This is a genomic window from Rosenbergiella australiborealis (assembly GCF_018494035.1).
Lineage (GTDB): Bacteria > Pseudomonadota > Gammaproteobacteria > Enterobacterales > Enterobacteriaceae > Rosenbergiella > Rosenbergiella australiborealis.
The window spans coordinates 69,319-95,815 of the sequence record NZ_JABBFO010000012.1 but is presented as its reverse complement, the minus strand read 5'-3'; the positions used below and the strand labels follow the sequence as shown (position 1 = coordinate 95,815).

The window sequence follows — 26,497 nt, the reverse complement described above, 5'->3', positions numbered from 1 at the left end:
AAGAGCCTGAGCAATGCGCATAAAAAAATCCAGAAACGAAGAACGTTTCTGGATTTTTACACAGCCACTGGATCGTTTAACTGATCCTTAACTGATCGGCATTACCCACCTATGTGGGGCATTTTTTATCGTTCCCAATAAGACTCTTCTAAACTGTCTTCCCTTTCAGGTAAACCACGACTTAACCGTGGAGAATGCTGATTGAGCACTTGATAACTAACGCGATTGGCATATTTGCACACCTGAGACAGTGAAGAATAAGTCAGGTATTGATGATGATGCTTAGTCGAATTCGGCACTTTATGTCGATGATAAATGTTGGCAGCCATATCATGTAAAAGGGCAGCCAACGCCCCATCGCCAGCACCGTTCGTATTCATTATTTTTTCAGGCCCCCCCATATAGGGAGCAATATGCGAATAGACTTTACACGGCTGTGTGCAATCACTCATACGCATATCCCGACTAAATTCGTACTGATTAAACTCAGCAATCGCACCGGGCAGTAGAGGTAAGTTAGTTTTCCGTTTACTCATCTCTTCGGTGTAAGCCCCCATATATAAGCCAGCCGGCCCTGCCGTACATAGCACTAAATCAACCCATTCCAGTGCTTTATCCGTTGCTAACAAGGGGTCCGCTTCACCGGTCAGTTCCAGCGCTTCTTCTTCGTTCATCGCTAAAATTGACACGTGTTCTTGTAAAAAATCACGCCAAAATTGCGGATCATCTGCAATAATGTGCCGCGTTCCCAGTGTCAGTACAACGGGTACTTGGTGTTTTTTCGCGTAAGCAATTGCCTGCATCGCTGCTTCTGGCATTGGCTCACCGGGTTTCGCTCGAAGTAGATACGAAGTCAGTAATAACGCACTGGCTCCTGCAATAACCTCTTCCGGGATACTTTCTGGCCGTAATTGATTAATATCACCGGGATTAATTGCAAAAGTGCGCTCGCCAGCTGAATTAATCAAGGTATAGCAACGTCCAATCGCGCCTTCTACACCCTGCATATGATTTAGATCCATACGGCTAGAGGTATTACAGAGGTAACGATAAGCATAATCGCCAATTTGGATATTATTACAGATTACCCCCAACAGAATGGAACGATCATCTGCCAACATAGAATAGTTGTGAAGAGTATTACCGACCGTTCCCCCGGCGAATTGGTGCGAGAGAAGATCATTTTGACGTAATTCTTGATAAAGCGCTTCAGAGACATCATCTTCCAAAATGAAAGAATATCCCCCGGTGAGACCATAACGGCTGAGAAATTCATCATCAACTTTAGCCTCAATATCAACCATTGTTTGGTCGATACCCACGAGCCAACCGCTCGATTCAGTTTCAACTGGTACAGAGATAAGTAACGGATCACGTGCGCTAACCGGGAAATAATGCTTTGATTTACGTTTACCAGGAAATTTCATAGCAGAGTTTAATCAGGGAAAATAGGCGCAGAATAGTAGCATAATTCCCCTGATCATTACTCTGTTATCTCAGTACCAAATATTATTTAAATTGTTCCACCAGCTCGAGCATCATGTCGATATGCAAAGGATCGGCGTTTAATGCGGGAATATAGTGAAACTCCTCGCCTCCTGCGTGCATAAAGTATTCGCGGTTTTCACCGTTGATCTCTTCGAGGGTTTCTAAACAATCAGCCGAAAACCCAGGCGACATAACTTGGATATGTCGAATACCTTTATCAGGGAATGTCTTGATGGTTTCATCAGTATAAGGCATCAACCAAGGCTCACGGCCAAAGCGAGACTGATAAGTCATCATGATTTTTTCAGGCGGTAACCCAAGTGCTTCCGCTAAGGCTGCGCTAGTCTGCTCACAGCGCTTGGGATAGTCATCACCTTGATTAGCAAAGCGCTGAGGAATCCCGTGGAATGAGAGAAGGAGTAAATCAGGCTCTCCATGCTCAGCAAAAGAACGTTTGACAGAATCTTTCAGAGCCTCGATATAGCGAGGATGGGTCGCATAATCACGGATAAACTTGATCGCAGGCATAGTACGGCGCTTACGAAAAATTTTGTGAAGTGCATCCCAGACCGCAGATACCGTTGACGAGGAAAACTGTGGATAGAGCGGTAAAATAATTAACCGTGTTACACCTTGATCAAGCAGTGAATTCACGGCGTGTTCAAGTGAAGGATTACCATAACTCATTCCCAGTGCCACAGGCATGTCGGTTTTTTCAGCCAACGCATCACGCTGCTGTTTACTATAAACCATCAGTGGGGAACCCCCTTCCATCCATACCGAGGCATATAACTTAGCCACACGTGGAGAACGAAACGGGAGAATGACACCACGAAGAATGGGTTGCCAAAATAAATCCGGAACATCTACAACGCGCTTATCACTTAAAAACTGTTTTAAGTAACGTCTTACTGCGGCAGTGGTGGGAGCATCAGGCGTGCCGAGATTCACTAATAACACACCCGGTTTATCTACGGTCATAGTTTTTTCCTGGTTAAAAAAAGCGAATCAGTTAAGGCAAAGGAAGAGGAATTGCCGAACTGTTAATGGGGTTCGGCAAAACGCTTAGCCGAGCAACGACTTAAGCTGAGCACTTACCTGAGCGACAGGTTGTGTACCGTCGATTTTTTCATAGCGTGTCTCACCGTTTACCGAAGCATTAGTATAGTAGTTAATTAACGGTGCGGTCATTTGATGGTATTCAACAAGACGCTTGCGAACGGTGGCTTCTTCATCATCTTTACGGATAGTCAATACTTCACCCGTCACATCATCTTTATCTGCTTCTTTTGGCGGATTATAAGTGACATGATAGACGCGTCCTGACGGGGCATGAACACGGCGGCCAGCGATGCGTCCGATAATCACATCGTCCGGAACAGCAAACTCTAAAACGATATCGATAGTGATTCCGGCATCTCTCATCGCATCTGCTTGCGGGATCGTTCTTGGGAAACCATCTAATAGGAATCCTTTTTCGCAGTCTTGTTGAGTAATACGCTCTTTCACTAAAGCGATAACCAGATCATCGGTAACCAATTTTCCAGCGTCCATCAATGCTTTCGCTTGCTGGCCTAATGGAGAATCTGCTTTGACGGCTGCACGTAACATATCACCCGTTGAAATTTGTGGGATGCCGTAGTTCTCCATGATGAACTGCGCTTGAGTCCCCTTACCTGCGCCCGGAGCTCCGAGCAAAATAATACGCATTGCGTAATACCTCTTGCGAATTGCACTAAACTTATGAAGTGGCAAAAATAACACGTATGTTGTATTCACCACAAGACAAGGCGTCGCTTTCACGACGCCTCTGGGGGGGATTACGCGAGGAGTAACTGATTCATTCTACGAATAAATTGGTTAGGGTCTTCCAAGGTTCCACGTTCAGCAAACAGTGCTTGATCCAACAGCAACTCAATCCAATCCGCAAAGCGTGAGTCATCTTTTGTCTCTGCCGCCTGTTTTACCAAACGGTGCTCAGGATTGATTTCAAAGATATACTTCACTTCAGGCGCATCTTGACCCGCTGCCGCAAAAAGTTTTGCCATTTGCGTGCTCATTTCATTCGCGTCAGTGACCACAATAGCTGGTGTGTCGGTTAAACGATGCGTTAAACGCACTTCTTTCACTCGCTCGCCCAGAAGGGTTTTAACACGCTCAACAAATGGCTCTAGCGCTTTTTCGCTCTCTTTCTGTGCTTCAGTCTCTTCATCTGCCAGTTTTTCTAATGACTCATCGGATTTACTGACTGATTGGAAAACTTTCCCATCAAATTCGGTGAGATAAGACATCATCCACTCATCGATACGATCAGAGAGCAGTAATACTTCAATGCCTTTCTTGCGGAACAGCTCTAAGTGAGGGCTATTCTTCGCCGCAGCATAGCTATCAGCCGTGATAAAGTAGATTTTTTCCTGTCCTTCAGCCATACGCGCAACATATTCGTCGAGCGTTACCGTTTGCTCAGAACTATCATTCTTCGTTGAGGCAAAGCGCAGCAATTTAGCAATGGTCTGTTGGTTGGTGGTATCTTCAGCTGGCCCTTCTTTCAATGCAAGGCCAAATGCCTTCCAGAAAGTGAGGTACTTTTCACTGTCGTCTTTCGCCAGTTTTTCAAGCATCTGTAAGGTGCGCTTGGTCAATGCCGTACGCAGGCTTTGTGTCACACGACTATCTTGTAGGATTTCACGTGAAACGTTTAACGGAAGATCATTAGAATCAATTAAGCCACGAACAAAACGTAAGTAAGTCGGCATAAATTGCTCCGCGTCATCCATGATAAAGACACGTTGAACATAAAGTTTTAAACCATGCTTATGATCGCGATTCCACATATCCCACGGTGCTTGAGCTGGAATATAGAGTAAGCTGGTGTACTCTTGTTTCCCTTCAACACGGTTATGGCTCCAAATCAGTGGATCGGTAAAATCGTGAGAAACGTGTTTATAAAACTCATTATACTCTTCGTCACTGATTTCAGATTTATTACGCGTCCATAGTGCTTGCGCTTTATTAATTTTTTCCCACGTAGTGGTATCAGCTTCTTCGTCTTTTTCTTCGATTTCTACTGGTAAGGCAATGTGGTCTGAATATTTACTGACGATGTTTTTTACGCGCCACGTATCTAAAAACTCATCTTCACCTTCGCGCAGATGCAGGGTAATTTCGGTACCACGATCGGCTTTTTCGATGTCTGCTAGGGTGTATTCGCCCTCGCCTGCTGATTCCCAGAACACCGCTTGGTCAGCCGCAGCACCCGCCGCACGGGTACGTACAGTCACTTTATCTGCAACGATAAATGCTGAATAAAAACCGACACCAAACTGGCCAATTAATTGGCTATCTTTGACTTGGTCTGAGCCCATAGACTCAAGGAATGCTTTAGTGCCTGACTTTGCAATCGTTCCTAAGTTCTCGATCACTTCTTCACGGGTCATACCAATGCCGTTGTCGCTTAAGGTCAGCGTACGAGCTGCTTTGTCGACAGATAGACGCACACGTAAGTCGCCATCACCTTGGTAGAGATCCGCATTAGAGAGAGCCTTGAAACGCAGCTTATCGGCGGCGTCTGACGCATTGGAGATCAGTTCACGGAGGAAAATTTCTTTATTCGAGTAGAGAGAGTGGATCATGAGATGCAGAAGTTGTTTTACCTCTGACTGAAAGCCACGAGTTTCTTGACCTTTCATTATTATTTATCCTCAACAAAATGATTGGGTTAATGATGTTGTTAGAGGAGATGGGGACATATTGTAGCTTTTCAAGCTGATGTCTCGAATAACATCAGCAAGTGATTAATATTTGAACTTTTGTCTACCTGCGAGTGAATGAGAAAGGGTTGTTCCATCCACTAACTCTAATTCCCCACCCACCGGAACGCCGTGGGCTATTCGCGTCGCTTCCACGCCATATTGACGACACAGTGAAGCAATAAAGTTTGCCGTCGCCTCACCTTCAACTGTTGGGTTAGTCGCTAAAATGACTTCGCTGAGTGTCTCAGTTTGTAGACGCTGCTCGAGAATATCTAGACCAATATCATCAGGGCCAATACCATCCAAAGGAGATAAGTGCCCCATTAACACAAAGTAGCGTCCGGCAAACTGACCTGTTTGCTCAATCGCTTGAATATCGGCTGGACTTTCCACGACACAGATAATGCCATTCTCTTGCCGACGAGGGTTAGTACAGATAGCGCAGACTTCTTTTTCAGTAAAAGTTCTACACCGTTGGCAATGACCGATCTCCGACATAGCATTGGTTAATGCTTGTGCCAAGCGCATCCCGCCACTACGATCTCGCTGTAGAAGATGAAAAGCCATACGTTGTGCCGATTTAGGCCCTACGCCCGGTAAGCAGCGTAGGGATTCCATCAGTATTTCCAGTAATGGGCTGGATTGCATTAAAATGGCATCTTAAAGCCAGGCGGTAACTGCATGCCGCTTGAAACAGAGGCCATTTTCTCTTTTTGAGTCTCTTCGATACGACGCGCAGCATCATTAAATGCGGCGGCCACGAGATCTTCTAACATATCCTTATCATCTTCTAATAAGCTCGGATCGATCTCAACACGACGACAGTTATGTGCACCATTAATCGTGACTTTAACTAAACCTGCCCCAGATTCACCAGTCACTTCTAATGCCGCAATCTCTTCTTGAACTTGTGACATTTTATCTTGCATCTGCTGGGCTTGCTTCATCAAGTTACCCAGACCACCTTTACCAAACATAACGCTCTCTCTCTGCTAAGGCCACAGCCATCCAATGATGACCTGTAGCGGTGTTAAATGGGACGTATACTCTCTTCATCCACCTCTGCATCAAACATTTTACACAGAGTCTGGATATGCGAATCATTAATGACAGACCGTTTTGCCTGCAGTAAACGCTCTTCATAAATGACCTGACGCCATTCAAGTGGCGTTAAGTGTTCTGAATTATCATCTGACTCTATCGTGAGTTCAACCGTTTCTCCCAATAACTCATGAAAGGCTTTGGTGAGAATCTGCTGCGCTGAACTCGAATTTAAGTGTTTTTGCTGAGTGCGTAATTTAATAATCACTTGTTGGCCAACTTGCTGTTTCCAACTATTTAATGCTAATTGTTGTACCAATTTTGGCAGGGCCATGTCCGCTATTTGTGCAGCCCAAGGGTCACGTTTACAGGTCTCAACAATTAATTGCTGCATTAATTCCGGGTTTTTTTCGTGCTCTAAGGCACTACGCAATGCCTTAGGCGTGGCCACCGGTTGTATAATCGTCTCTTCTTTGCGTTGTGACGTCCAACGGTAACTCTCTTTTTTTGGGATAGTCTGATCCGTTGATTGCCGAGACGTAGGCGACACTTTACGTTCAGTGATCGTCGCTAATCGTTCAAGCGCCGATTTCGCCGGTCGCGGACTTGACGCAACCGGCTCACTCTTTTTTGCTTGGGAAGCCCCTTGTCGCAATAATGCCGTTCTGGCCTGCAACAATTGACTGGTTGCGTCATTCCCCACGGACTCTGCTGCCGGCGGGGCTATCGGTTGTGACGGTATTACTGGTTTTTCGGAAGTTATCCCCTCTTGCACCGAGAGATTTTGTTGGGCAGAGATTTCAGCTTTAGGGGTAGTAACCTTTAAGGGATGAAACGCCAATGCACGTAATAACGTCATTTCAATCCCCATACGCGCTTCTGGCGCAAGGGGCAGCTCTTTACGCCCTGTTAGGATAATTTGATAGTAAAGCTGTAAATCTTCCGGAGGAACGCGACGCGCTAAGTCACGCAGTAGCGTTTCGTGCTGCCGATAAGCATCATTTAACGAGTCTGGCAATAGTTGTAACATCGCGATGGTATGAAAAATACGTAGCATCTCTGCCAGTAATGCATCCCATTCCGTCGCGCGGCTTGCCGCCTCAGCAACTAGCGATAGTGCTTTTTCGCCATCCCCTTTCATGATTGCAGACACTAAGCCAAGTGGCTGTTCGTCATCAAGCGTGCCAAGCATCTGCATCACGCCATGATCCGTCACCTGACCTTCACCGGCAGCTATTGCTTGATCAAGTAAACTCAATGCGTCACGCAAACTTCCTTGCGCAGCACGTGCCAGCAAGGGTAATGCACGCTGTTCAAAATGAATGCTATCACTTTTCAGAATGTGGGCTAATTGCTGCTGAATTTGTTCGGTATCTAACGCTTTTAAATGAAACTGCAAGCAACGTGACAGAATGGTCACGGGTAGCTTATGGGGATCAGTGGTTGCCAGTAAAAATTTTACATGTTCCGGCGGCTCTTCCAGTGTTTTCAATAGAGCATTGAAACTATGCCGCGACAGCATATGGACTTCGTCAATAAGGTAGACTTTAAAACGTCCCCGCACGGGCGCATATTGCACGTTATCGAGTAGTTCACGCGTGTCTTCAACGCGTGTTCGCGACGCCGCATCAATTTCAATTAAATCGATAAAACGACCTTGTTCAATCTCTACACAATTATCACACTGCCCACAAGGGCTGGCCGTGATACCTGTTTCACAATTCAATCCTTTAGCGAACAAACGGGCGATACTGGTCTTTCCGACACCGCGAGTTCCTGAAAAAAGATAAGCGTGATGAAGTCTGCCAAGATTTAGACCATTAGCGAGCGCGGTCAATACATGTTCCTGACCCACAACATCAGAAAAAATTTGTGGTCGCCATTTTCGAGCGAGAACCTGATAACTCATGGAGATCGTATCACTTGGTAGGAGAAAAATACTGACAACCCTGCACCATTGTGCGGCCGTCACACGTCAAAACGGGTGTTAACTTTTATACTCAGTCTAGCAGTCTGGTCGAGTGTTGCCCATCTATTTTGCGCCACACTCGACCTACAGATTAATGGCCTGGGAAGTCAACCACACTAAAACACTTAAGGCCTAGTTTATTTAGGCGACGCTCCCCTTCTAAATCGAAGAGGTTAATCACAAATGCCGCATCAGTAACCTGTGCACCAGCACGACGAATGAGCTTAACGGTCGCTTCGATCGTTCCCCCCGTCGCTAATAAATCATCAACGACGAGCACGTGATCGCTTTCAGATAAAGCATCTTGGTGAATCTCTAAAGTATCAGTGCCATATTCCAGCGCATACGTCTCTTGCCAAACCGCTCGCGGTAATTTCCCGGGTTTACGAACAGGAACAAAGCCGACTCCTAATCCCAATGCAACAGGTGCGCCAAATAAAAACCCTCTAGCTTCAGTGCCAATCACTTTCGTAATGCCTTGATCGCGATAACGTTCAACTAAAATGTCAATCGTCGCGGCATAGGCACGTGGGTCTTCGAGAAGACTGGTGACATCACGAAAGAGAATGCCGGGTTTTGGATAGTCGGGTACACTGCGAATACTGTCTTTGATCAGTGTGAGTTTAGCCTGGTGTGTAGTAGTCATAATAATGTGCCTAGTGACATGTGAAATGTGCGGCGCTGCCCGTCAACAGGATAGGTGCATACTAAAGGTTGCCGCCTACGCATCAAAACCGTCAAATTTAAGCAAAGTGTAGGATTAATGCAACTTTATGAATCAGAAAGTCGTTATCAGCCAATTGCGCCAACTCTTAAAGTACCTTTCTCAGCAAGTTGAATTGGCCGGCAATCCGCGTCTGAAACAGATTAGTTTTGACCGACAACTGTTTAAAGAACAGTACCCTACCCTCGATAAATATATTTATTTTTGTGTTAATACATTAAATAAAATCGAAGAAAATGAGCAAAAATCAACATCGCAATGGCAAATCGAGCATCTGCTTACCCAATGCCAAGCTATTCAAAAAGTCATTTTCACTTTACCCAAGCATAAAAAAAACACCTTCACCCAACAAGAAGAGTTAGCCGGTTATGAACGTAGGCTATTGAAAATGGTCGCTGATCTTGATGTGCAAATCGCTCAAGCTAGTAGTTTCCGTGAACAGCAACAGCTGCTCTCTACATTAGACATTACACGACAGCGCCTTCATCGTTGTCAAATGGCGCAAAAAGACTATGCTTGGAAAAAGATAGTCTCGTAATCCAGCGTTGAGCGCTGCGCTGACAGATCCCTTAAACCATTACTGCTGAGCCGCATATGTCGTTAGAATCCGCCCCCATCGAGACAAAATTAGCGATTGATCTCATCATGCTACTTGAGAACCATGACCTGCCAGCTCAAGTCGTTTTAGACGCACTCAAAATTGTACAGAAAGACTTTCAACGGAAAGCCGATCAACAGGTGTCTCCTCCGCTAGAGTAAGGGGAGAGACGTAACGTCGGGCTATATTGTAATAAATCAATCATCGTTTGCACCAATGTCGGGGCCAGTTCTGCCAGATCAAAACTCGAAGGTGAAAATAGCCAATTTTCGATGACTCCAGTAATGTATGCCCGACACACTATTGCAGAACGGTGGGGATCTAATTCCGCCGGTAATTGCTGATAATTGATGCAAAGACGTAACTTTTCTGCAATTTTAGGATAGTCTTCTAAGACCAGTTTTTGTTGTAACTGGTTCATAGATTGCATATCACCAACAAACTCACACTTGTGGTAGATAATCTCCATTATTTTACGTCGACGCTCATCAACCACTAAAGATTGCAGAAATGAGATTAGAAAGTGCTTTAATTGCCCGAGCGGATCGTTAGGATAAAGGGACGAAAATTGTTGGTGAAGACCGTCAATTTCTTCGTCACTGCTCACCCAGATCTCTTTAAAAAGATCTGTTTTGTTTTTGAAATGCCAATAAATTGCGCCACGTGTCATCCCTGCATGGTCTGCAATATCGGATAAGGACGTGGCGGAAACACCGCGACTGGCAAAGCAGTCAATCGCAGCTTCTATAAGTAGAGTTTTTGTTTCAAGCGCTTGTGCTTTGGTTTTTCGTGCCATAGTGAATGATTTAGCTTTAAATTTTGCGTTATTGTTAGAATAATTGTTGCTCTAATACTTACATACATTCATGTATATATGTACTATAACATGCATAAACATTACATACATTTATCGACGCTATTTATTGTCGTGTCATTAATACCGGACGAGTAGAGGTTTTGACTATGAAAATGAACAGGGGATTAACACCTCTGGCAGCTATCCTGATGTTATCCGGTGCAGTAGTGCTAAGTGGATGTGATGAGAAGTCACAACAGCCAGCACAAAAAACTGCACCTGAAGTCGGTGTTGTCACTTTGAAAACCACGCCTGTGAATATGACGACTGAATTACCAGGACGAACCGCTGCTTATCGTGTAGCTGAAGTGCGTCCTCAAGTCTCAGGTATCATTTTAAAACGTAATTTCGTAGAAGGAACCGATATCAAAGCCGGTGAGTCTCTTTACCAAATTGACCCTGCCCCCTATCAAGCCGCATACAATAGTGCGATTGGCGATCTGGCCAAAGCTCAAGCCAACGCCCGAATTGCTCAGGTCACGCTACAGCGTTATAAACCTTTGCTCGGTACCAAATATATTAGCCAACAAGATTACGATACCGCAGCGGCAACGTTAGCCCAAAATAATGCCGTCGTTCGTTCTGCTCAAGCTACCGTTGAGAACGCCCGCATTAATCTTGCTTATACAAAAGTCTCCTCCCCTATTTCGGGGCGCATTGGTAAAACGGCTGTCACAGAAGGCGCTCTCGTACAAAATGGTCAAACCACTGCTTTGGCGACCGTTCAGCAACTCGACCCCCTCTATGTGGATTTAACACAGTCCAGCGACGACTTTATGCGTTTACGCCACCAGCTTACCACCGGTGAACTGACTAAAGGGAAAGGTAAAGCTCCGGTCACCATCATTCTTAACGATGGTACCGTCTTAAAACAACAGGGAACATTAGAGTTTTCTGATGTCACCGTTGATCCCACTACCGGTTCAATTCTGTTGCGAGCCATTGTACCTAATCCTGATCATACCTTACTCCCGGGGATGTTCGTGCGTGCGCGTGTAGAAGAAGGTATTAATCAAGACGCACTGTTAGTGCCTCAACAAGCAATAGCACGCACCCCAACGGGCGCAGCTACCGCTATGGTGGTTAATGCTGACAATAAAGTTGACATCCGCCCGGTTACGGCACAAGAAGCAATCGGTGATAAATGGCTGGTGACTTCAGGCCTCAAAGCAGGGGATCGCGTTATTTCTGTCGGTGTTCAACGAGCTTCACAAGGCGCGACAGTGACCCCTAAAGAAGTGAGTGTCGATCAGAAAGATAATGCTGCATCGACGCAGTCTGAATAATTTTTGCGTTAACAGGAGCCACTGACATATGGCTAAGTTCTTTATAGATCGCCCCATATTTGCTTGGGTACTCGCCATTGTGATTATGATGGTCGGGGCGTTATCGATCATGAAACTTCCGATCGAACAGTATCCCAATGTCGCACCACCCGCCGTGCAGATTCGTGCGTCTTATCCGGGTGCTGATGCGAAAACATTACAAGACTCTGTGACACAAGTTATTGAACAGAATATGAACGGACTGGATGGACTGTTATATATGTCCTCTAGCAGTGATTCTTCTGGTAACTTACAGTTAACCTTAACCTTCTCTTCCGGAACGGATGCGGATATCGCGCAAGTCCAAGTTCAAAACAAACTGCAATTGGCTATGCCATTGCTACCTCAAGAAGTTCAACAGCAAGGGATCAATGTCCAAAAATCCTCGAGTAGCTTCTTAATGGTGGCAGGTTTCGTCAGTGAAGACGGCAGTATGGACATGAACGACCTTGCCGATTACATTTCATCTAATATCAAAGATCCAATCAGTCGGACAACCGGTGTTGGGGATACCCAGCTGTTTGGCGCGCAGTATGCGATGCGTATATGGATGGACCCCGCCAAACTGGTTAATTATAACCTGACTCCTGGGGATATTATCACCGCAATTAAAGCGCAAAACGCCCAAGTTTCAGCAGGTCAATTAGGCGGAGCGCCTGCCGTTGCTGATCAGCAATTAAACGCCTCGATTATCGCTCAAACTCGTCTCACAAGCCCTGAAGAGTTCGGGAAAATTCTGTTGAAGACTAATACTGACGGCTCAACCGTGAGACTACGTGACGTCGCAAAAATTCAACTGGGTGGCGAGAATTACGAGGTTATTGCCCGCTTTAACGGCCACGCTGCTTCCGGGTTAGGAATTAAATTGGCGACTGGCGCTAACGCACTGGATACCGCCAATGCAGTAAAAGCTCGATTAAAAGAGATGGAGCCCTTCTTTCCGCATGGGATGAAGTTAGTCTATCCTTATGATACGACTCCGTTTGTAAAAATCTCTATTTTTGAAGTTGTTAAAACATTATTTGAAGCCATTGTATTGGTTTTCTTAGTGATGTATTTGTTCCTACAAAGTTTCCGTGCAACGCTGATCCCAACTATTGCGGTTCCAGTCGTACTATTAGGAACCTTTGGAATTATCAGCGCCTTTGGCTATTCAATAAATACCCTTACTATGTTCGGCCTTGTGCTGGCCATCGGGCTTTTAGTCGATGACGCTATTGTGGTCGTAGAAAACGTTGAACGGGTCATGGAAGAAGAAGGGCTTCCACCTAAAGAAGCGACAAAACGCTCAATGGAGCAAATCCAAGGAGCCTTAGTCGGTATCGCACTGGTTCTCTCTGCGGTATTTATTCCAATGGCTTTCTTTGGCGGATCTACCGGTGTTATCTACCGTCAGTTCTCGATCACTATTGTTTCTGCAATGGTGCTATCGGTACTGGTAGCCTTAGTACTTACCCCAGCCCTCTGTGCAACACTGCTTAAAAAACACGATAATAACGACCACAAAGAAAAAGGCTTCTTTGGCTGGTTTAATAGGATATTTGATAAAAGTACCAACCATTATGTAAACAGTGTCAGTCACATTGTGCGCCGCACTGGTCGTTATTTAATTATTTATGCGTTGATTTTCATAGGAATGATATGGTTGTTCATGAAACTTCCTACCTCATTCTTACCCGAGGAAGATCAGGGTCTGTTAGTCGTACAAGCACAATTACCTGCCGGAGCGACTCAACAGCGTACCGAGAAGGTACTTGATCAAGTCACTAATTACTTTCTCACTAAAGAGAAAGATACCGTTCAATCTGTATTTACCGTAAATGGCTTTGGATTCGCCGGCCGTGGACAAAACACTGGTATCGCCTTCTTAAGTTTAAAACCTTGGGATGAGCGTACGGCGGCCGCAGATAAAGTCGATGCGATAGCCGCGCGTGCGATGGTGGCATTAGGTAAAATTAAAGATGCGGTGGTCATTCCGTTTAACCTCCCGGCAATTATAGAATTAGGGAATGCGACAGGTTTTGACTTCGAGTTGATCGATAATGCCAACCTTGGTCATGAAAAATTGATGCAAGCCCGTAACCAATTATTGGGTATGGCAGCTCAACATCCTGATGTCTTAGTCGGTATGCGTCCTAATGGCTTGGAAGATACGCCACAGTACAAATTAATTATCGACCAAGAAAAAGCACGTGCTCTGGGTGTATCCATTTCAGATATCAACACAACCCTGAGTGCTAGCTGGGGCGGGTCCTATGTCAATGATTTTGTCGATCGTGGGCGTGTTAAGAAAGTCTACGTAATGGGTGAAGCTGACTCGCGTATGTTACCCAGCGATATTAGTAAGTGGTATGTCCGGAATAGCGATGGTCAAATGGTGCCTTTCTCCGCGTTTACTAGCGCGAAATGGCAATATGGATCTCCAAGATTAGAGCGTTATAACGGACTTCCTTCTCTGGAAATTTTAGGTCAAGCCGCTCCAGGAAGAAGCTCGGGTGAAGCAATGAACCTCATGGAGCAACTGGCGTCTAAACTTCCGCAAGGTATCGGCTACGAATGGACGGGAATGTCGTATCAAGAGCGGATGTCTGGAAACCAAGCGCCGGCCCTCTATGCGATTTCGTTGATCGTAGTCTTCCTCTGCTTAGCCGCCTTGTATGAAAGCTGGTCAATACCTTTCGCAGTGATGCTCGTTGTTCCACTCGGGGTAATTGGTGCTTTAACCTTCACTACACTTCGTGGCATGAGTAACGATGTTTACTTTGTCGTCGGCCTCCTCACGACAGTTGGGATTTCGGCCAAGAATGCCATCTTGATTGTAGAGTTTGCCGTTGACTTGATGAAAGAAGGTAAAGGATTGATGGAAGCAACGTTAGATGCAGTGCGTATGCGTTTACGTCCTATTCTGATGACCTCTATGGCCTTTATGCTGGGCGTGCTTCCTTTAGCCATCAGTACTGGTGCAGGTTCCGGTGCACAAAACGCAGTGGGCACCGGCGTCATCGGGGGGATGGTGACGGCGACCTGTCTCGCTATCTTCCTCGTTCCCGTATTCTTTGTCGTGGTACGTCGACGCTTTAGCGGGAAAAATAAGATGGAAGAGTAATCCCCTCCTCTCTTCCTTCCAAGGGCTGCGTTTGCAGCCCTTTTTATATCGACCTTTATCTCATTTTCTTTTCATTTGACGCTAATGAGAGGCTTTTTGATTTTAGCTAAGTGGTCTATAATCATTGATGTGAAGTCGATAGTTAACATCTATCTATTAAATGAATTATTATCTATATTATGACAAGAGTTCTGGTTGCAAAGAATAGTAAAATCTTACCCTAGCTAACATCACAACCAATGAAATATTGAGCTACCGAGCGAGTTTGGTGTCGAGAAAGTAATCACTTTTCAATCTAAAGATGAAGAGGTGAATGATGGATGAATATACGCCAAAGCACTTCGATATTTCGCAACTGAAATATCTCTGTGAAAAACTTTATACCGAATGTGAGATACTTCTGAGTGAAAATACCCTTTTCACTGTTAATGATCCTACCGCTACTGAAGCTCTTATATTGAATGATTTTATTGAGCATATCGCGAATGTCGGTATTAATTTTAGAATTAAGTACGCACAAGATACTGAATTAATTGAAGCACTTGATAACTTTTTAGATCATTCGTCACAACTACTTGGCAATTATGGCGTAACACCCAAAGAAATTAGGCTATGGAAAAAAACTTCAGAAACTCTTTTCCAACTCCTTTATTAAAAATGTTAAATTAGTATGAGTAACCAATAATAATGAATACCAACACCACGCCATTAACCAAGAATGATTACTTAATGCGCTTAAGACGCTGTCGTTCGCTTGAAACACTTGAAAGAGTGATCGAAAAAAATAAATATGAGTTAACTGATGAGGAATTAGTGGTCTTTTATTCTGCCGCAGATCATCGACTAGCCGAACTTACGATGAATAAACTTTACGATAAAGTCCCTGCTAGCGTATGGAAATATGTTCGCTAAGCTAGACAGTAAGCGGTGAATTGTTAGGCATGGATGCCTGACATAATAGTAGTGAGCTGAAACTAGGGAGTAGATTTGGGTGGGGCCCTTGCCAGCGACATCCCGGCACATGTGTTACCTGCTGCGGCTGCTTCCTTCCGGACCTGACCGGGTTAACAGGTTAACATTGCGGGAGAACCAACAAGGTCCCCATTGAGTAGCTCCAAAGAGCGAGAGAGATTATGGTAGATAGGCGTAAGAAATGCAAGTCTGAGTACGTCAACCGTTGTTTTATTAAGCGTTCATCGACAATTTACACTATTCATCAAGATTTTACCCTACATCATGCCGACTTTTGAGCAACAAGTCTGGTTAATAGTCAGTGCTATTCCCTATGGATGTGTAGCCAGCTATGGTGATTTAGCGCGTCTCTGTGGACATCCTCGCTCCGCTCGACAAGTCGGCCGTATAATGAAAAACCTACCCGATAACTCTACTCTACCTTGGTATCGCGTCATCAATCAGCAAGGAAAATTGTCACTGTCTGGCAGTCAGTTAGCTCGGCAAGCCGCCGCACTCAGGGCAGAGGGCGTTATAATCAGTGATGCGATGAAGGTCGATATGGAGAGATACCGTTGGCGGCCCTAAATTCACCGCCAACGTTGGAACGACAGGTTTTACTGCGTAGATATTGGGAGAGCAATTTGTGGTACAGGCACTAGATTAATATCTTTTGTCTGGCTGACGACTGTCGCAATAGGTTGTAATTTATCCGACGTAAAAATCACTTTTCCGTTTAGTGTAATCGCGGCAGTTAGCATTGCTTTGCTGTCGGCGCCAAGCTGTACACCTTGTAGAGGCAGGACATAACGAAATGGTGATTGCTTACCGGCCAACGTTTGAACCTGTTGCGCTAGGATTTTAGTTTGTCCTGGCCCACCCGATGCGTCTGATAAGGTGACAGTTAATGCTGCATTGGCAGGGATAGCCATACGTTGGCGAACAAACACTGAACCATTGAGAGAGAATGGTGCGACTGCTTGAGTGGTCGGATCATTGGCAACCGGTACAGATACACCCGGGTGACTTGCACAAGAAGTAACTGCTACTGAGATAAGTAATCCGCTCAATACGTGTTTTGCTTTCATTGATGTCTTCTCCTTTTGAATCAATCTAACCACAATATTGTTTTATTTTTACCAGTAGGGTATCTATCGTAACAAAATAATTGTGGCACAGATTTGAGAATATGCCCGTAAAATGCCGTATTTTTTGATTTTAAATAACCTTTTACTCAACTATGCGTGATTTTAGAGGATGAATAAATGAGTCAAGCACTTCAAGCGTTAACCGAATTATTATCCTTACAACAACAAACTACCCTGCAATTTATTGGCCAATGTGAACATTTAGGATTACGGCAAGTATTTGGCGGACAGGTGATCGCGCAAGCAATTAGTGCAGCTCAACAAACGACTCCCGAAGGGCGTAATATTCACTCCTGCCATAGCTATTTTCTTCGTCCAGGAGACAGTGCTTCCCCTATTTTCTATGAGGTGGAAGTGCTTCGAGAGGGTAGGAGTTTAAGTTCAAGACGGGTTAAAGCTCTACAACACAATCAAACTATTTTTTATATGACCGCGTCTTTTCAAGCTAGTGAGCAAGGATTTTCACACCAATCAACTATGCCTCCCTCCCCTGCTCCTGAGCAATTACTCTCTGAAAAAGAGTTAGTCGCTCAGTTATCGGCAACCGAAATTAATCAACAATTTGTTGATGCTTTTAGCCAAGAACGGGCATTAGAGGTCCGTCCAGTTCAGCCTTATAACCCTTTACAAGGACATGTTGCCGAAGCAAATCGACAACTTTGGGTAAAGGCAAATGGAACTATTACTGACCCTTCTTGGCTGCATAATGCACTACTCGGCTATGCTGCGGATTTACATTTTTTGCCTGTTGCATTACAACCACACGGTAAAGGTTTTTTAGAAGAAGGTATGCAGGTGGCGACTATCGACCACTCAATGTGGTTTCACCGCCCGGTGAATTTTAACGATTGGCTGCTTTACGACATACAAAGCCCTTCTGCACAAAATAATCGGGGGTTTGTACGAGGGGCATTTTATGATAGGAACGGTATTTTAGTCGCGTCTACCGCCCAAGAAGGGATCATCAGGCAACGCAGTTAGGGCCCATAGCTAAAAAGCCTGGCACAGTGCCAGGCTCATTAAGGACAACAGCTTCACGCTTACTGATTATACGCGTTTTCACCGTGGCTATTTACATCTAACCCTTCACGCTCAAGATCTTCACTGACTCTTAATCCCACCGTCATATCAGCAATTTTAAAGCTGATAAATGCTACGACGCCAGACCAAACAATCGTTACGGCACAGCTGACTAATTGTACCCATACTTGATGTCCCATAGTGACGCCTTCAGCATAACCGACACCCCCCAGAGAGGAGGATGCAAAGACACCGGTCAGGACGCAACCTACGATTCCGCAAACACCGTGAACACCGAATACATCACAAGGGTCATCAACACGTAAGAAACGTTTTAATCCGGTAACGCCCCAAATTCCAGCCAGACCACCGACTACCCCAATAATTAATGCGCCGCCGACTCCAACATAGCCACAGGCTGGTGTAATCGCAACGAGGCCCGCGATAAACCCTGAACATGCACCAAGTAGAGAAGGTTTTCCACGAATGGCCCACTCACCGAATGTCCAAGAGAGAATGGCACCCGCTGTCGCAACAATAGTATTAACAAAGGCTAGGGCAGCTATTTCATTGGCAGATGCCGCAGATCCGGCATTAAAACCAAACCAACCCACATAGAGTATGGCTGTTCCAGTAAATACCATCGGTAGGTTATGCGGTTTGAATGCTTCTTTACCAAAACCGCTGCGTTTGCCGAGTACCCAAGCACCAACAAGCCCACCAATCGCCGCGTTAATATGGACAACTGTTCCGCCGGCAAAATCAAGTGCGCCATCTTTTGCTAGCAGGCCATTAGCCCATACCATGTGTGCGATAGGAAAATAGGAGAAGGTTACCCATAATAAAGAAAATATCAGCACCGCAGAGAAGCGAACACGTTCAGCTAATGCGCCGACCACCAGTGCAACCGTGATGCATGCAAAAGAGGCCTGATAGGCGACGTGAATATACTGATAAATAGTTCCCATGACTGCTTTTAGTCCAATGCCTTTTAATAAAGTCCATTGGAAGCCACCAAAGAAGTTATTACCATCGCTAAAAGTCAGCGAGTAACCGTAAACGACCCACACGACGCAAACCAGTGCAAAAGTCACTGAGACTTGAGTCATTAGTGAAAGAACGTTCTTACCACGGATTAACCCACCGTAAAAGAGTGCAACGCCGGGAACCGTCATAAATAGGACTAATGCCGTACAGATCATCATAAATCCATTATCTGCTGCGCTGGCTGTAGGCTCAGGTGCGGCAAATGCTAGGCTTGGTAATCCAAGTGCTAGACATAAACTCAGCAGTGATACTATTTTTTTCATATTTTTCTCCAATCGCTGCATAAAATTACAGTGCTGACTCGTCAATTTCCCCGGTACGAATACGGATGACTCGCTCTAGGTTAGAGACAAATATTTTGCCATCCCCGATTTTTCCGGTGTAAGCCGCTTTTGTAATAACCTCAATCACTTCATCAAGCTGATCTTCAGCAATCGCAATATCAATTTTAACTTTAGGCAGGAAATTCACGCTGTACTCCGCACCGCGATAGAGCTCCGCATGCCCTTTTTGACGGCCAAAACCTTTAACTTCAGTTACTGTTAGACCTTGAATTCCTATTGAAGATAATGCTTCGCGTACATCTTCGAGTTTGAAAGGTTTAATCACTACCGTCACTAGTTTCATTTTTATCCCCAGACATCCTGCCAATATTTTGCTGAATAAAGCAAATTATGTGCCATATTTAAATCTGAGGAAAAGATGGACAAGTTGATGCTGCTATTAGCCCGGTTAGCTGGACAATAAGGATTGATGCACTTTTTTAGTGCGTGATTGGCGAGGAGTGTACGAAAATAGTGCAGAATATTAATACAGAGGCAATGCTGTGGTGTATTTAATTTCCTCCATTGAAAAGCTCGACGTCACAACACTGAGTCCGTCGATACTGTTAACTAATGTCTTGTAAAAACTATCATAAGATTTCATATCCTTTACTTGAATACGAAGCAAATAGTCGTACTCACCCGTAAGGCGATGGCAAGCAAGGACTTCCGGCATGGTCTTAACCTGCCTCACAAAATCGATGTACCATTCACGATTATGATGCAAAGTCTTCAGGAACATAAACGCAGTAAGGGTTAAACCTAGTTTTTCAGGGTTTAACAAGGCGACCTGCCCTTGAATTACGCCTTCATCCTGTAATTTTTTGAGTCGTTTCCAACAGGGAGTAGCGGTCAGATTGACAGCTTCAGACAGCGCCTGCAAAGAGAGGCTACAATCTTCTTGCAATAATGCGAGTAACTTTCGGTCTGTTTTATCTATCATAGTCATACCTAACAGAGAAAAAATTAGCCTTACATCATACTGCTAATTTTGCGATAACTCCCTTTCTCAAGGTAAAATAGTCAAAACTTTTTAGTCAGGGACCTTAAAAATGAAGAAAGCGGTAGTCGTATTTAGTGGTGGACAAGATTCCACTACTTGCCTAGTGCAGGCCATACAACAATATGATGAAGTACACTGCATTACTTTTGATTACGGTCAGCGTCATCAACAAGAAATCGAGGTCGCAAAACAACTTAGCCAGCAATTGGGCGTTGTCGCACACAAAGTGCTAGACGTAACGTTGCTTAATGAATTGGCTATTAGCAGCCTTACGCGTGATAATATTCCTGTTCCGAGTTATCAGCCAGAATCAACTGAACTTCCGAGCACATTCGTGCCAGGCCGTAATATTCTTTTCCTTACCCTCGCCTCAATTTACGCTTATCAAGTCGAGGCTGAGGCTGTAATTACCGGCGTATGTGAAACGGACTTTTCCGGCTATCCAGATTGTCGCAACGAGTTTATTGAAGCATTAAATAAAGCGGTAGTACTGGGTATGGCCAAAGATGTCCGTTTTGAAACACCCCTTATGTGGCTAAATAAGGCTGAAACTTGGGCATTAGCCGACTATTGGGGCCAATTAGCCTTGATTAAAGAACAAACGCTTACCTGTTATAACGGCATCGCAGGTGCTGGTTGTGGTGAATGTGCGGCTTGCCACTTACGCGCTAAAGGGCTTAACGAGTACCTATCCTCACCGGAAAAAATAATACAGCAGTTAAAACAAAAATGTCAGCTTAGCTAAATTGATGGGTTACCCTAAGGTAACCCATTTTTCTACACCGTTAGACTCATGATATTACGATTTACCAAGTTTTCGCCAAAACCTGGAACTTCCGCTAATTGCTTAACATCAGTAAATAAACCATATTTCTCTCTGTACTCCACGATGGCTTGTGCTTTCTTAAGCCCGACCCCGTTAAGTTTGGCAGCGAGCGTGGCCGCATCAGCAGTATTAATATTAACCTTTTGGCTTATCTCTTTTTGAGAAACAGAGGGCGTCACTGACTCCTTCGGAACACCTCCCGCAGATTGGTTAGCAGCATGCGTGAAACCACTTAACATCACCAGCATGAGCATGAGCGTCTTTATTTTTTCATTATGCATAACAATCTCTCCTGATTTATCGAATTTTCAGATTATGCATATCGATAAGACTTTCCAATATTGAGTCAATAGAAATGGAAAAGGCCGCATAAGCGGCCTTTTATCATTCATCTACAGACTAATTATTTGTGAGCATTACTGTAATTGTAAAGCGTCACCATATTTAATCTTTGCCTCTTGTCGCAATTGCTCTAAAAGGGCCATGAAAATAAGTTGGGCATTGTTTTGAGTAATACCTTCAACCATTTGCGCTCTTTGCTCGGCAGGCATATCGCCAGTTGTTACCTTATCTAACGCAATAATTACCACGTTGCCCGCATTATCTTGAGTAAAACCATAGCTTGGGGTATTTCCTTGTGGTGGCGTTAAATTAAATACCGTTTCGGTTACCGCAGATTGCTGATTACGTTGTAGCGTTTGAGAAGCACCAAACTGAATGCCGGCTTGAGTAAGACGCGTTTGTTTTCCTTGCCCTAACTCAGCAACAATGGACTCGGCTTCTGCTTTAGCGACAGCTAAGGCCTTATCATGTTTAATAGCATCGGTAATTTGTCCGGTAACTTCCGATTGCGGTTTGACTGACACCGGTTGATGTGCGGTGATCCGCACCACAAAAGCACGATTACCATCAACGGTAATGATACTTGAGTTACTACCCGGTGTGCCTTGTGCGCCCAGCAAACTACCATTGAAAATCACGTCTTTGACCGCATCGAAGTTTAGTTCACTTGGTACGGATTGCTGAGTAAACCAAGATGTTTCAACCGCTTTAGTGCCCGCAACTTGTTCTGCACCAGCTAAAGAGTCATTATCGTTGCTTGCGGCATCATTAACCTTTTGTTGAAGTGCATAGAATTGGGTGATTGCGGCATCTTGTCGCACTTTATCAGCCACAGCTTGATGCACGGCAGAAAGGGGTTGCAGTTGTTCAGGTTGTACGTCGTCTAAACGCACAATCAAGTCACCGACTGAGCTTTTAATCACACCGGAAATTTCACCTTTCGTTGAAAGTTTCGCCGAGGTCAACTCTTCGGGAACTGCGTCCATTTCCATCCAACCTAGATCACCACCTTGTTTAGCGGAAACGGGATCTTGTGAATATTGTCGGGCAAGATCAGCAAAGTTAGCGCCATCATGTAATTGCTTTAGCACATCATTAGCTTGTTGCTCAGTTTTGACTTGAATAACACTATAACGCTGACGGGCTTGTTGGCTGTAATCAGTTTTATGGTTGTCATACCAAGCTTGAATATCTTGTTCGCTTGGCGTTTTTTCCATCGCTTTAGCATCAAGTTTTATATAGCTAACTTTAAACTGCTCAGGAATTTTAAAGTCGGCCTGATGTGCTTGATAGTAGCTATTGATTTCGTCAGCATTAACCTGCTGTTTCGCCGCCAATGCATTCACATCAATAACGGCTTGACGTATCTGGCGCTGTTGAGAAACTAAATTAACAAGTTGGTCAGCTTCGCCTTTCAGCAGGAAATCGGTATTGCCTATGGCTTGAGCTAACTGTTGATTTGGTAGACTGTTTCGCAATGATGCCGCGTATTGAGCAGGCTTATAACCAACACTATTTAATACAGAATTATACAGCGCATTATCGAAGTGACCATTTGTTTGGAATTGGGGAACCGCGAAAATCGCCTGCTTAATCTGTTCATCCGTTACTGTTAAATTTAATTTATGGACGTATTGCTGTAATAGCGTTTGATCAATGAGCTGAGAAAGGGCTTGCTGGCGGAGCTGTTGCAGAAATTGCTCGTTTGCTGCAAGTTGTGCATATTGGTCGCCCAATTGCTGCTGCTGGCGAGCTCGCTCGTTATTGAACGCATTCTCGAATTGAGCCCGACTAATCGTCTCGCCATTAACTTTGGCAGCATAGTCATGGGTTCCACCGATTAAGTAATTACTGACTCCCGTCAGCACAAACGAAATAATGATGATTCCCAGTATGATTTTAAGCGCAACGTGGTTGGACGCTGAGCGTAAATTATCCATCATGATTTGGCAACACTCCACTGTAGTGTAAATTTAACGCTGACCGATGTGGCCCGGGGGAGCAGCTATACTCACCATAAAAAAGGCACATCGCTTGATGTGCCTATATGTTACATGAGAAGCGTTATCGCGTCCTCATTCCATGAAAGAAATAGTTTCATGGTTTAGCAAAACTCAGTTAACTGAGTCTTTTAATCCTTTACCTGCACGGAAGCTAGGTACTTTACCCGCTGGGATTGTAATTTCTTTACCCGTTTGTGGGTTACGACCGGTACGTTCAGCACGCTCTTTGACTGCAAAAGTACCAAAACCCACTAGCGCAACATCATCACCAGCTTTTAATGATTCAGTTACCGCACCAATAAATGCGTCTAAAACACGTCCTGCAGCTGCTTTGGAAATATCTGCATCAGCAGCAATTTTATCAACCAATTGTGATTTATTCACGTTAACATCCCCTTTATTATTTCATGTCGCTAGAGAGTATCCTCTCTCACTTATGAGCTGCTTGTTATAGCAGGCATCGACGCTTGAAACAACGTAAATGCTCTGAATAGCCTACAAAAATCAACTTATGATTGTTTAACTCGAATACCGAACCTCGGTATTCGATAGGTTTGTCATGTTAAGCTGACGCGCCAACAACTTCAATCCCTTCCGGTGCGCGTTCTAGGGCGAATTTTAATACTTCATCGATTGTCTTGACTGGATGAATACTCAAGTCTGCGATAACGTTTTCAGGGATCTCTTCCAAGTCGCGTTTATTCTCAAATGGAATTAATACCGTTTTAATACCACCACGATGTGCAGCCAACAGTTTTTCTTTTAGTCCGCCAATCGGTAAGACTTGACCACGCAGTGTAATTTCCCCGGTCATCGCAACTTCAGCTTTGACCGGATTACCGGTAAGGCTCGACACTAAAGCGGTACACATTGCAATACCCGCGCTCGGACCATCTTTTGGCGTTGCGCCTTCAGGAACATGCACGTGGATATCACGTTTTTCGTAGAAATCATTATTAATACCTAATGATTCTGCACGAGAACGCACCACCGTCATCGCTGCCTGAATAGACTCTTGCATTACCTCACCCAGAGAACCGGTGTAGGACAGCTTACCTTTGCCTGGCACACTCGCTGTTTCAATGGTTAATAAATCGCCACCAACTTCAGTCCACGCTAAACCAGTCACTTCACCAATACGGTTTTTCTCGTCAGCTCGACCATAATCAAAACGCTGGACGCCCAAATAATCACTGAGGTTTTCAGCGTTGATCGTAATGTGCTTGAGTTTCTTATCTAATAACAGTGCTTTTACGGCTTTACGGCACAGTTTAGACAGTTCCCGTTCTAGGCTACGCACACCCGCTTCACGGGTATAAAAACGAATAATACCCATAATAGCGCTATCCTCAACCGTCAATTCGCCGGTTTTTAGCGCATTACGTTCCATTTGTTTAGGAAGCAGATGGTCTTTTGCAATATTCAGTTTCTCATCTTCGGTATAACCCGAAAGGCGGATAACCTCCATACGATCCAGCAATGGACCCGGAATATTCATGGAGTTAGACGTCGCCACAAACATTACATCGGACAGGTCGTAGTCCACTTCGAGGTAGTGATCGTTAAACGCACTGTTTTGCTCTGGATCTAAGACTTCTAGCAATGCAGAAGCGGGGTCGCCACGCATATCTGCAGACATCTTATCAATTTCATCCAGTAAAAAGAGTGGATTACGTACCCCTACTTTCGCCATTTTCTGAATGAGTTTACCCGGCATTGAACCAATATAGGTACGACGGTGACCGCGGATTTCCGCTTCATCACGTACTCCCCCCAAGGCCATACGAACGTACTTACGGCCCGTTGCCTTAGCGATGGATTGACCTAACGAGGTTTTACCCACACCCGGGGGGCCAACTAAGCACAAAATGGGTCCGCGGATTTTGTTCACACGGCTTTGTACCGCGAGATATTCAAGAATGCGATCTTTAACACGATCTAAGCCAAAATGGTCTTTATCTAAGGTTTCTTGTGCTTTAACCAAATCTTTTTTGACTTTGCTACGCGCAACCCAAGGAACTTGTACCATCCAGTCAATATAACCACGAACGACCGTTGCCTCAGCGGACATCGGAGACATCATCTTCAATTTTTGGAGTTCTGCCTCCGCTTTTTCTTTCGCTTCAGTCGGCATTTTCGCTTCATCAATCTTACGTTTCAGCGCTTCAAACTCATCAGGAACGTCATCCATCTCGCCGAGTTCCTTCTGAATAGCTTTCATTTGCTCATTCAGGTAATACTCACGCTGACTCTTTTCCATCTGTTTTTTGACGCGGTTACGAATGCGTTTTTCAACTTGCAGTAAATCAATCTCTGATTCCATCATCGCCATCAGGTATTCAAGACGTTGATTAACGTCTGACATTTCCAATACCGATTGCTTATCTGCCAATTTAAGCGGCATATGCGCAGCGATGGTATCCGCGAGACGCGCGGCATCCTCAAGATTGTTTAACGAAGTTAGGACTTCTGGCGGGATTTTTTTATTAAGTTTGATGTAGCCTTCAAATTGACTAATTGCCGCCCGAATTAAAACTTCTTGCTCGCTATCATCAATTTCAGGGCTATCAATGTACGCGATTTGAGCAGTAAAAAACTCTTGGCTGTCATCGAGCGAAGTCAGTGTCGCACGTTGAACCCCTTCAACCAGTACTTTGACCGTGCCGTCTGGAAGTTTGAGCATTTGCAAGACAGAAGCGACGGTACCGACGGTAAAGAGATCGTCGATGCTTGGCTCGTCTGTTGTCGCTTCTTTTTGCGCTACCAGCAGGATTTTCTTATCATTTTCCATCGCCGATTCTAAGCAGCGAATAGATTTTTCACGCCCAACGAATAACGGTATCACCATGTGCGGATAAACCACTACATCGCGTAAAGGCAACACGGGAATGTCAATGTGTTCGGAACGCTCAGAAGTCATAGAGCTCTCTCTTAGTTTAATTTCCGCCGGATTGTGATAGGCCTTATTCAATGGC

Annotated in this window: 26 protein-coding genes, 1 other RNA gene and 1 other annotated feature; of the genes, 9 read left to right on the top strand and 18 right to left on the bottom strand. The window is 44.7% G+C overall.

Features of this window, described 5'->3' with window-relative positions; translation table 11 throughout:
* Positions 1 to 125: 125 nt before the first annotated feature.
* The 8 genes from HGT73_RS12190 to apt all read right to left on the bottom strand — a co-directional run bounded on the left by HGT73_RS12190 (position 126) and on the right by apt (position 8,896).
* Positions 126 to 1,427 (bottom strand): inosine/guanosine kinase, encoded by a 1,302-nt coding sequence (locus HGT73_RS12190; RefSeq protein ID WP_214215408.1) that lies wholly within the window; start codon positions 1,425 to 1,427, stop codon positions 126 to 128.
* Between the two features lie 82 nt (positions 1,428 to 1,509).
* Positions 1,510 to 2,469: a ferrochelatase gene (gene hemH / locus HGT73_RS12185; RefSeq protein ID WP_214215406.1), complete on the bottom strand. Its 960-nt coding sequence runs from the start codon at positions 2,467 to 2,469 to the stop codon at positions 1,510 to 1,512.
* Positions 2,470 to 2,553: 84 nt separating this feature from the next.
* Complete coding sequence (gene adk, locus HGT73_RS12180) at positions 2,554 to 3,198, bottom strand: adenylate kinase (RefSeq protein WP_214215404.1); 645 nt, start codon at positions 3,196 to 3,198, stop codon at positions 2,554 to 2,556.
* A gap of 110 nt (positions 3,199 to 3,308) precedes the next feature.
* Positions 3,309 to 5,177, bottom strand: a complete 1,869-nt coding sequence (gene htpG, locus HGT73_RS12175; protein WP_214215403.1) for a molecular chaperone HtpG — start codon at positions 5,175 to 5,177, stop codon at positions 3,309 to 3,311.
* A 105-nt stretch (positions 5,178 to 5,282) separates the two neighbouring features.
* Complete coding sequence (recR, locus tag HGT73_RS12170; RefSeq protein ID WP_214215402.1) at positions 5,283 to 5,888, bottom strand: recombination mediator RecR; 606 nt, start codon at positions 5,886 to 5,888, stop codon at positions 5,283 to 5,285.
* Positions 5,888 to 6,217 carry a YbaB/EbfC family nucleoid-associated protein gene (locus HGT73_RS12165; protein WP_048911719.1) on the bottom strand — a complete coding sequence of 110 codons (330 nt, stop codon included), beginning with the start codon at positions 6,215 to 6,217 and terminating at the stop codon, positions 5,888 to 5,890. The genes recR and HGT73_RS12165 overlap by 1 nt, the downstream gene beginning before the upstream one ends.
* Positions 6,218 to 6,270: 53 nt before the next feature.
* On the bottom strand, positions 6,271 to 8,190 hold the full coding sequence (dnaX, locus tag HGT73_RS12160) for a DNA polymerase III subunit gamma/tau (protein WP_214215401.1): 1,920 nt from the start codon (positions 8,188 to 8,190) through the stop codon (positions 6,271 to 6,273).
* Positions 6,871 to 6,932, bottom strand: a sequence feature (DnaX frameshifting element). (Overlaps the previous gene by 62 nt.)
* Positions 8,191 to 8,341: 151 nt before the next feature.
* Positions 8,342 to 8,896 (bottom strand): adenine phosphoribosyltransferase, encoded by a 555-nt coding sequence (gene apt, locus HGT73_RS12155; RefSeq protein ID WP_214215399.1) that lies wholly within the window; start codon positions 8,894 to 8,896, stop codon positions 8,342 to 8,344.
* Positions 8,897 to 9,023: 127 nt separating this feature from the next.
* Here apt and priC point away from each other — a divergent pair, with 127 nt between their 5' ends.
* Together priC and HGT73_RS12145 are read left to right on the top strand one after the other, a co-directional pair.
* Positions 9,024 to 9,512, top strand: a complete 489-nt coding sequence (priC, locus tag HGT73_RS12150; protein ID WP_214215397.1) for a primosomal replication protein PriC — start codon at positions 9,024 to 9,026, stop codon at positions 9,510 to 9,512.
* A gap of 56 nt (positions 9,513 to 9,568) precedes the next feature.
* Positions 9,569 to 9,733 (top strand): DUF2496 domain-containing protein, encoded by a 165-nt coding sequence (locus HGT73_RS12145; protein WP_214215395.1) that lies wholly within the window; start codon positions 9,569 to 9,571, stop codon positions 9,731 to 9,733.
* Here the strand turns inward: HGT73_RS12145 and acrR are convergent.
* A complete protein-coding gene (acrR, locus tag HGT73_RS12140; RefSeq protein ID WP_214215393.1) occupies positions 9,706 to 10,368 on the bottom strand; it encodes a multidrug efflux transporter transcriptional repressor AcrR in 663 nt (220 codons plus the stop codon). The genes HGT73_RS12145 and acrR overlap by 28 nt on opposite strands.
* A gap of 167 nt (positions 10,369 to 10,535) precedes the next feature.
* Here acrR and HGT73_RS12135 point away from each other — a divergent pair, with 167 nt between their 5' ends.
* From HGT73_RS12135 to HGT73_RS12120, 4 genes are all read left to right on the top strand, one after another.
* The gene (locus HGT73_RS12135) at positions 10,536 to 11,714 is read left to right on the top strand and encodes an efflux RND transporter periplasmic adaptor subunit (protein ID WP_214215391.1); all 1,179 of its coding nucleotides are present in this window, start codon (positions 10,536 to 10,538) and stop codon (positions 11,712 to 11,714) included.
* Positions 11,715 to 11,742: 28 nt separating this feature from the next.
* Positions 11,743 to 14,859 (top strand): efflux RND transporter permease subunit, encoded by a 3,117-nt coding sequence (locus HGT73_RS12130; RefSeq protein WP_214215388.1) that lies wholly within the window; start codon positions 11,743 to 11,745, stop codon positions 14,857 to 14,859.
* A 313-nt stretch (positions 14,860 to 15,172) separates the two neighbouring features.
* Positions 15,173 to 15,514 carry an Hha toxicity modulator TomB gene (gene tomB / locus HGT73_RS12125; RefSeq protein WP_214215385.1) on the top strand — a complete coding sequence of 114 codons (342 nt, stop codon included), beginning with the start codon at positions 15,173 to 15,175 and terminating at the stop codon, positions 15,512 to 15,514.
* Positions 15,515 to 15,546: 32 nt separating this feature from the next.
* Positions 15,547 to 15,771, top strand: coding sequence for an HHA domain-containing protein (locus tag HGT73_RS12120; protein ID WP_214215384.1), 225 nt, complete (start codon positions 15,547 to 15,549; stop codon positions 15,769 to 15,771).
* An 86-nt stretch (positions 15,772 to 15,857) separates the two neighbouring features.
* On the opposite strand, the gene ffs is transcribed toward HGT73_RS12120, so the two are convergent.
* Positions 15,858 to 15,954: signal recognition particle sRNA small type (gene ffs / locus HGT73_RS12115), an RNA gene on the bottom strand.
* A 141-nt stretch (positions 15,955 to 16,095) separates the two neighbouring features.
* On the opposite strand from ffs, the gene HGT73_RS12110 reads away from it, so the two are divergent.
* Positions 16,096 to 16,398, top strand: a complete 303-nt coding sequence (locus HGT73_RS12110; protein WP_214215383.1) for an MGMT family protein — start codon at positions 16,096 to 16,098, stop codon at positions 16,396 to 16,398.
* A 29-nt stretch (positions 16,399 to 16,427) separates the two neighbouring features.
* Here HGT73_RS12110 and HGT73_RS12105 read toward each other — a convergent pair whose 3' ends face one another.
* Positions 16,428 to 16,898, bottom strand: a complete 471-nt coding sequence (locus HGT73_RS12105; protein WP_214215381.1) for a YbaY family lipoprotein — start codon at positions 16,896 to 16,898, stop codon at positions 16,428 to 16,430.
* Positions 16,899 to 17,075: 177 nt separating this feature from the next.
* Between HGT73_RS12105 and HGT73_RS12100 the strand changes: the two genes are divergently transcribed.
* Entirely contained in the window at positions 17,076 to 17,939 is an 864-nt protein-coding gene (locus tag HGT73_RS12100; RefSeq protein WP_214215379.1) for an acyl-CoA thioesterase domain-containing protein, read from the top strand.
* A 59-nt stretch (positions 17,940 to 17,998) separates the two neighbouring features.
* On the opposite strand, the gene amtB is transcribed toward HGT73_RS12100, so the two are convergent.
* The 3 genes from amtB to HGT73_RS12085 form a co-directional block, all read right to left on the bottom strand.
* The gene (gene amtB, locus HGT73_RS12095; protein WP_214215377.1) at positions 17,999 to 19,288 is read right to left on the bottom strand and encodes an ammonium transporter AmtB; all 1,290 of its coding nucleotides are present in this window, start codon (positions 19,286 to 19,288) and stop codon (positions 17,999 to 18,001) included.
* 25 nt (positions 19,289 to 19,313) lie between these two features.
* A complete protein-coding gene (gene glnK / locus HGT73_RS12090; protein WP_214215376.1) occupies positions 19,314 to 19,652 on the bottom strand; it encodes a P-II family nitrogen regulator in 339 nt (112 codons plus the stop codon).
* Positions 19,653 to 19,832: 180 nt separating this feature from the next.
* Positions 19,833 to 20,291, bottom strand: a complete 459-nt coding sequence (locus HGT73_RS12085) for an Lrp/AsnC family transcriptional regulator (RefSeq protein ID WP_214215374.1) — start codon at positions 20,289 to 20,291, stop codon at positions 19,833 to 19,835.
* A gap of 109 nt (positions 20,292 to 20,400) precedes the next feature.
* Here HGT73_RS12085 and queC point away from each other — a divergent pair, with 109 nt between their 5' ends.
* Positions 20,401 to 21,096 carry a 7-cyano-7-deazaguanine synthase QueC gene (queC, locus tag HGT73_RS12080; protein ID WP_214215372.1) on the top strand — a complete coding sequence of 232 codons (696 nt, stop codon included), beginning with the start codon at positions 20,401 to 20,403 and terminating at the stop codon, positions 21,094 to 21,096.
* Between the two features lie 32 nt (positions 21,097 to 21,128).
* Here the strand turns inward: queC and HGT73_RS12075 are convergent, their stop codons facing one another.
* The 4 genes from HGT73_RS12075 to lon form a co-directional block, all read right to left on the bottom strand.
* Complete coding sequence (locus HGT73_RS12075) at positions 21,129 to 21,458, bottom strand: ComEA family DNA-binding protein (protein WP_241607908.1); 330 nt, start codon at positions 21,456 to 21,458, stop codon at positions 21,129 to 21,131.
* A 135-nt stretch (positions 21,459 to 21,593) separates the two neighbouring features.
* On the bottom strand, positions 21,594 to 23,462 hold the full coding sequence (gene ppiD, locus HGT73_RS12070) for a peptidylprolyl isomerase (RefSeq protein ID WP_214215371.1): 1,869 nt from the start codon (positions 23,460 to 23,462) through the stop codon (positions 21,594 to 21,596).
* Between the two features lie 171 nt (positions 23,463 to 23,633).
* Positions 23,634 to 23,906 (bottom strand): nucleoid-associated protein HU-beta, encoded by a 273-nt coding sequence (gene hupB / locus HGT73_RS12065; protein WP_214215370.1) that lies wholly within the window; start codon positions 23,904 to 23,906, stop codon positions 23,634 to 23,636.
* Positions 23,907 to 24,084: 178 nt separating this feature from the next.
* Positions 24,085 to 26,442 (bottom strand): endopeptidase La, encoded by a 2,358-nt coding sequence (gene lon, locus HGT73_RS12060; protein ID WP_214215369.1) that lies wholly within the window; start codon positions 26,440 to 26,442, stop codon positions 24,085 to 24,087.
* Between the last annotated feature and the right edge of the window lie 55 nt (positions 26,443 to 26,497).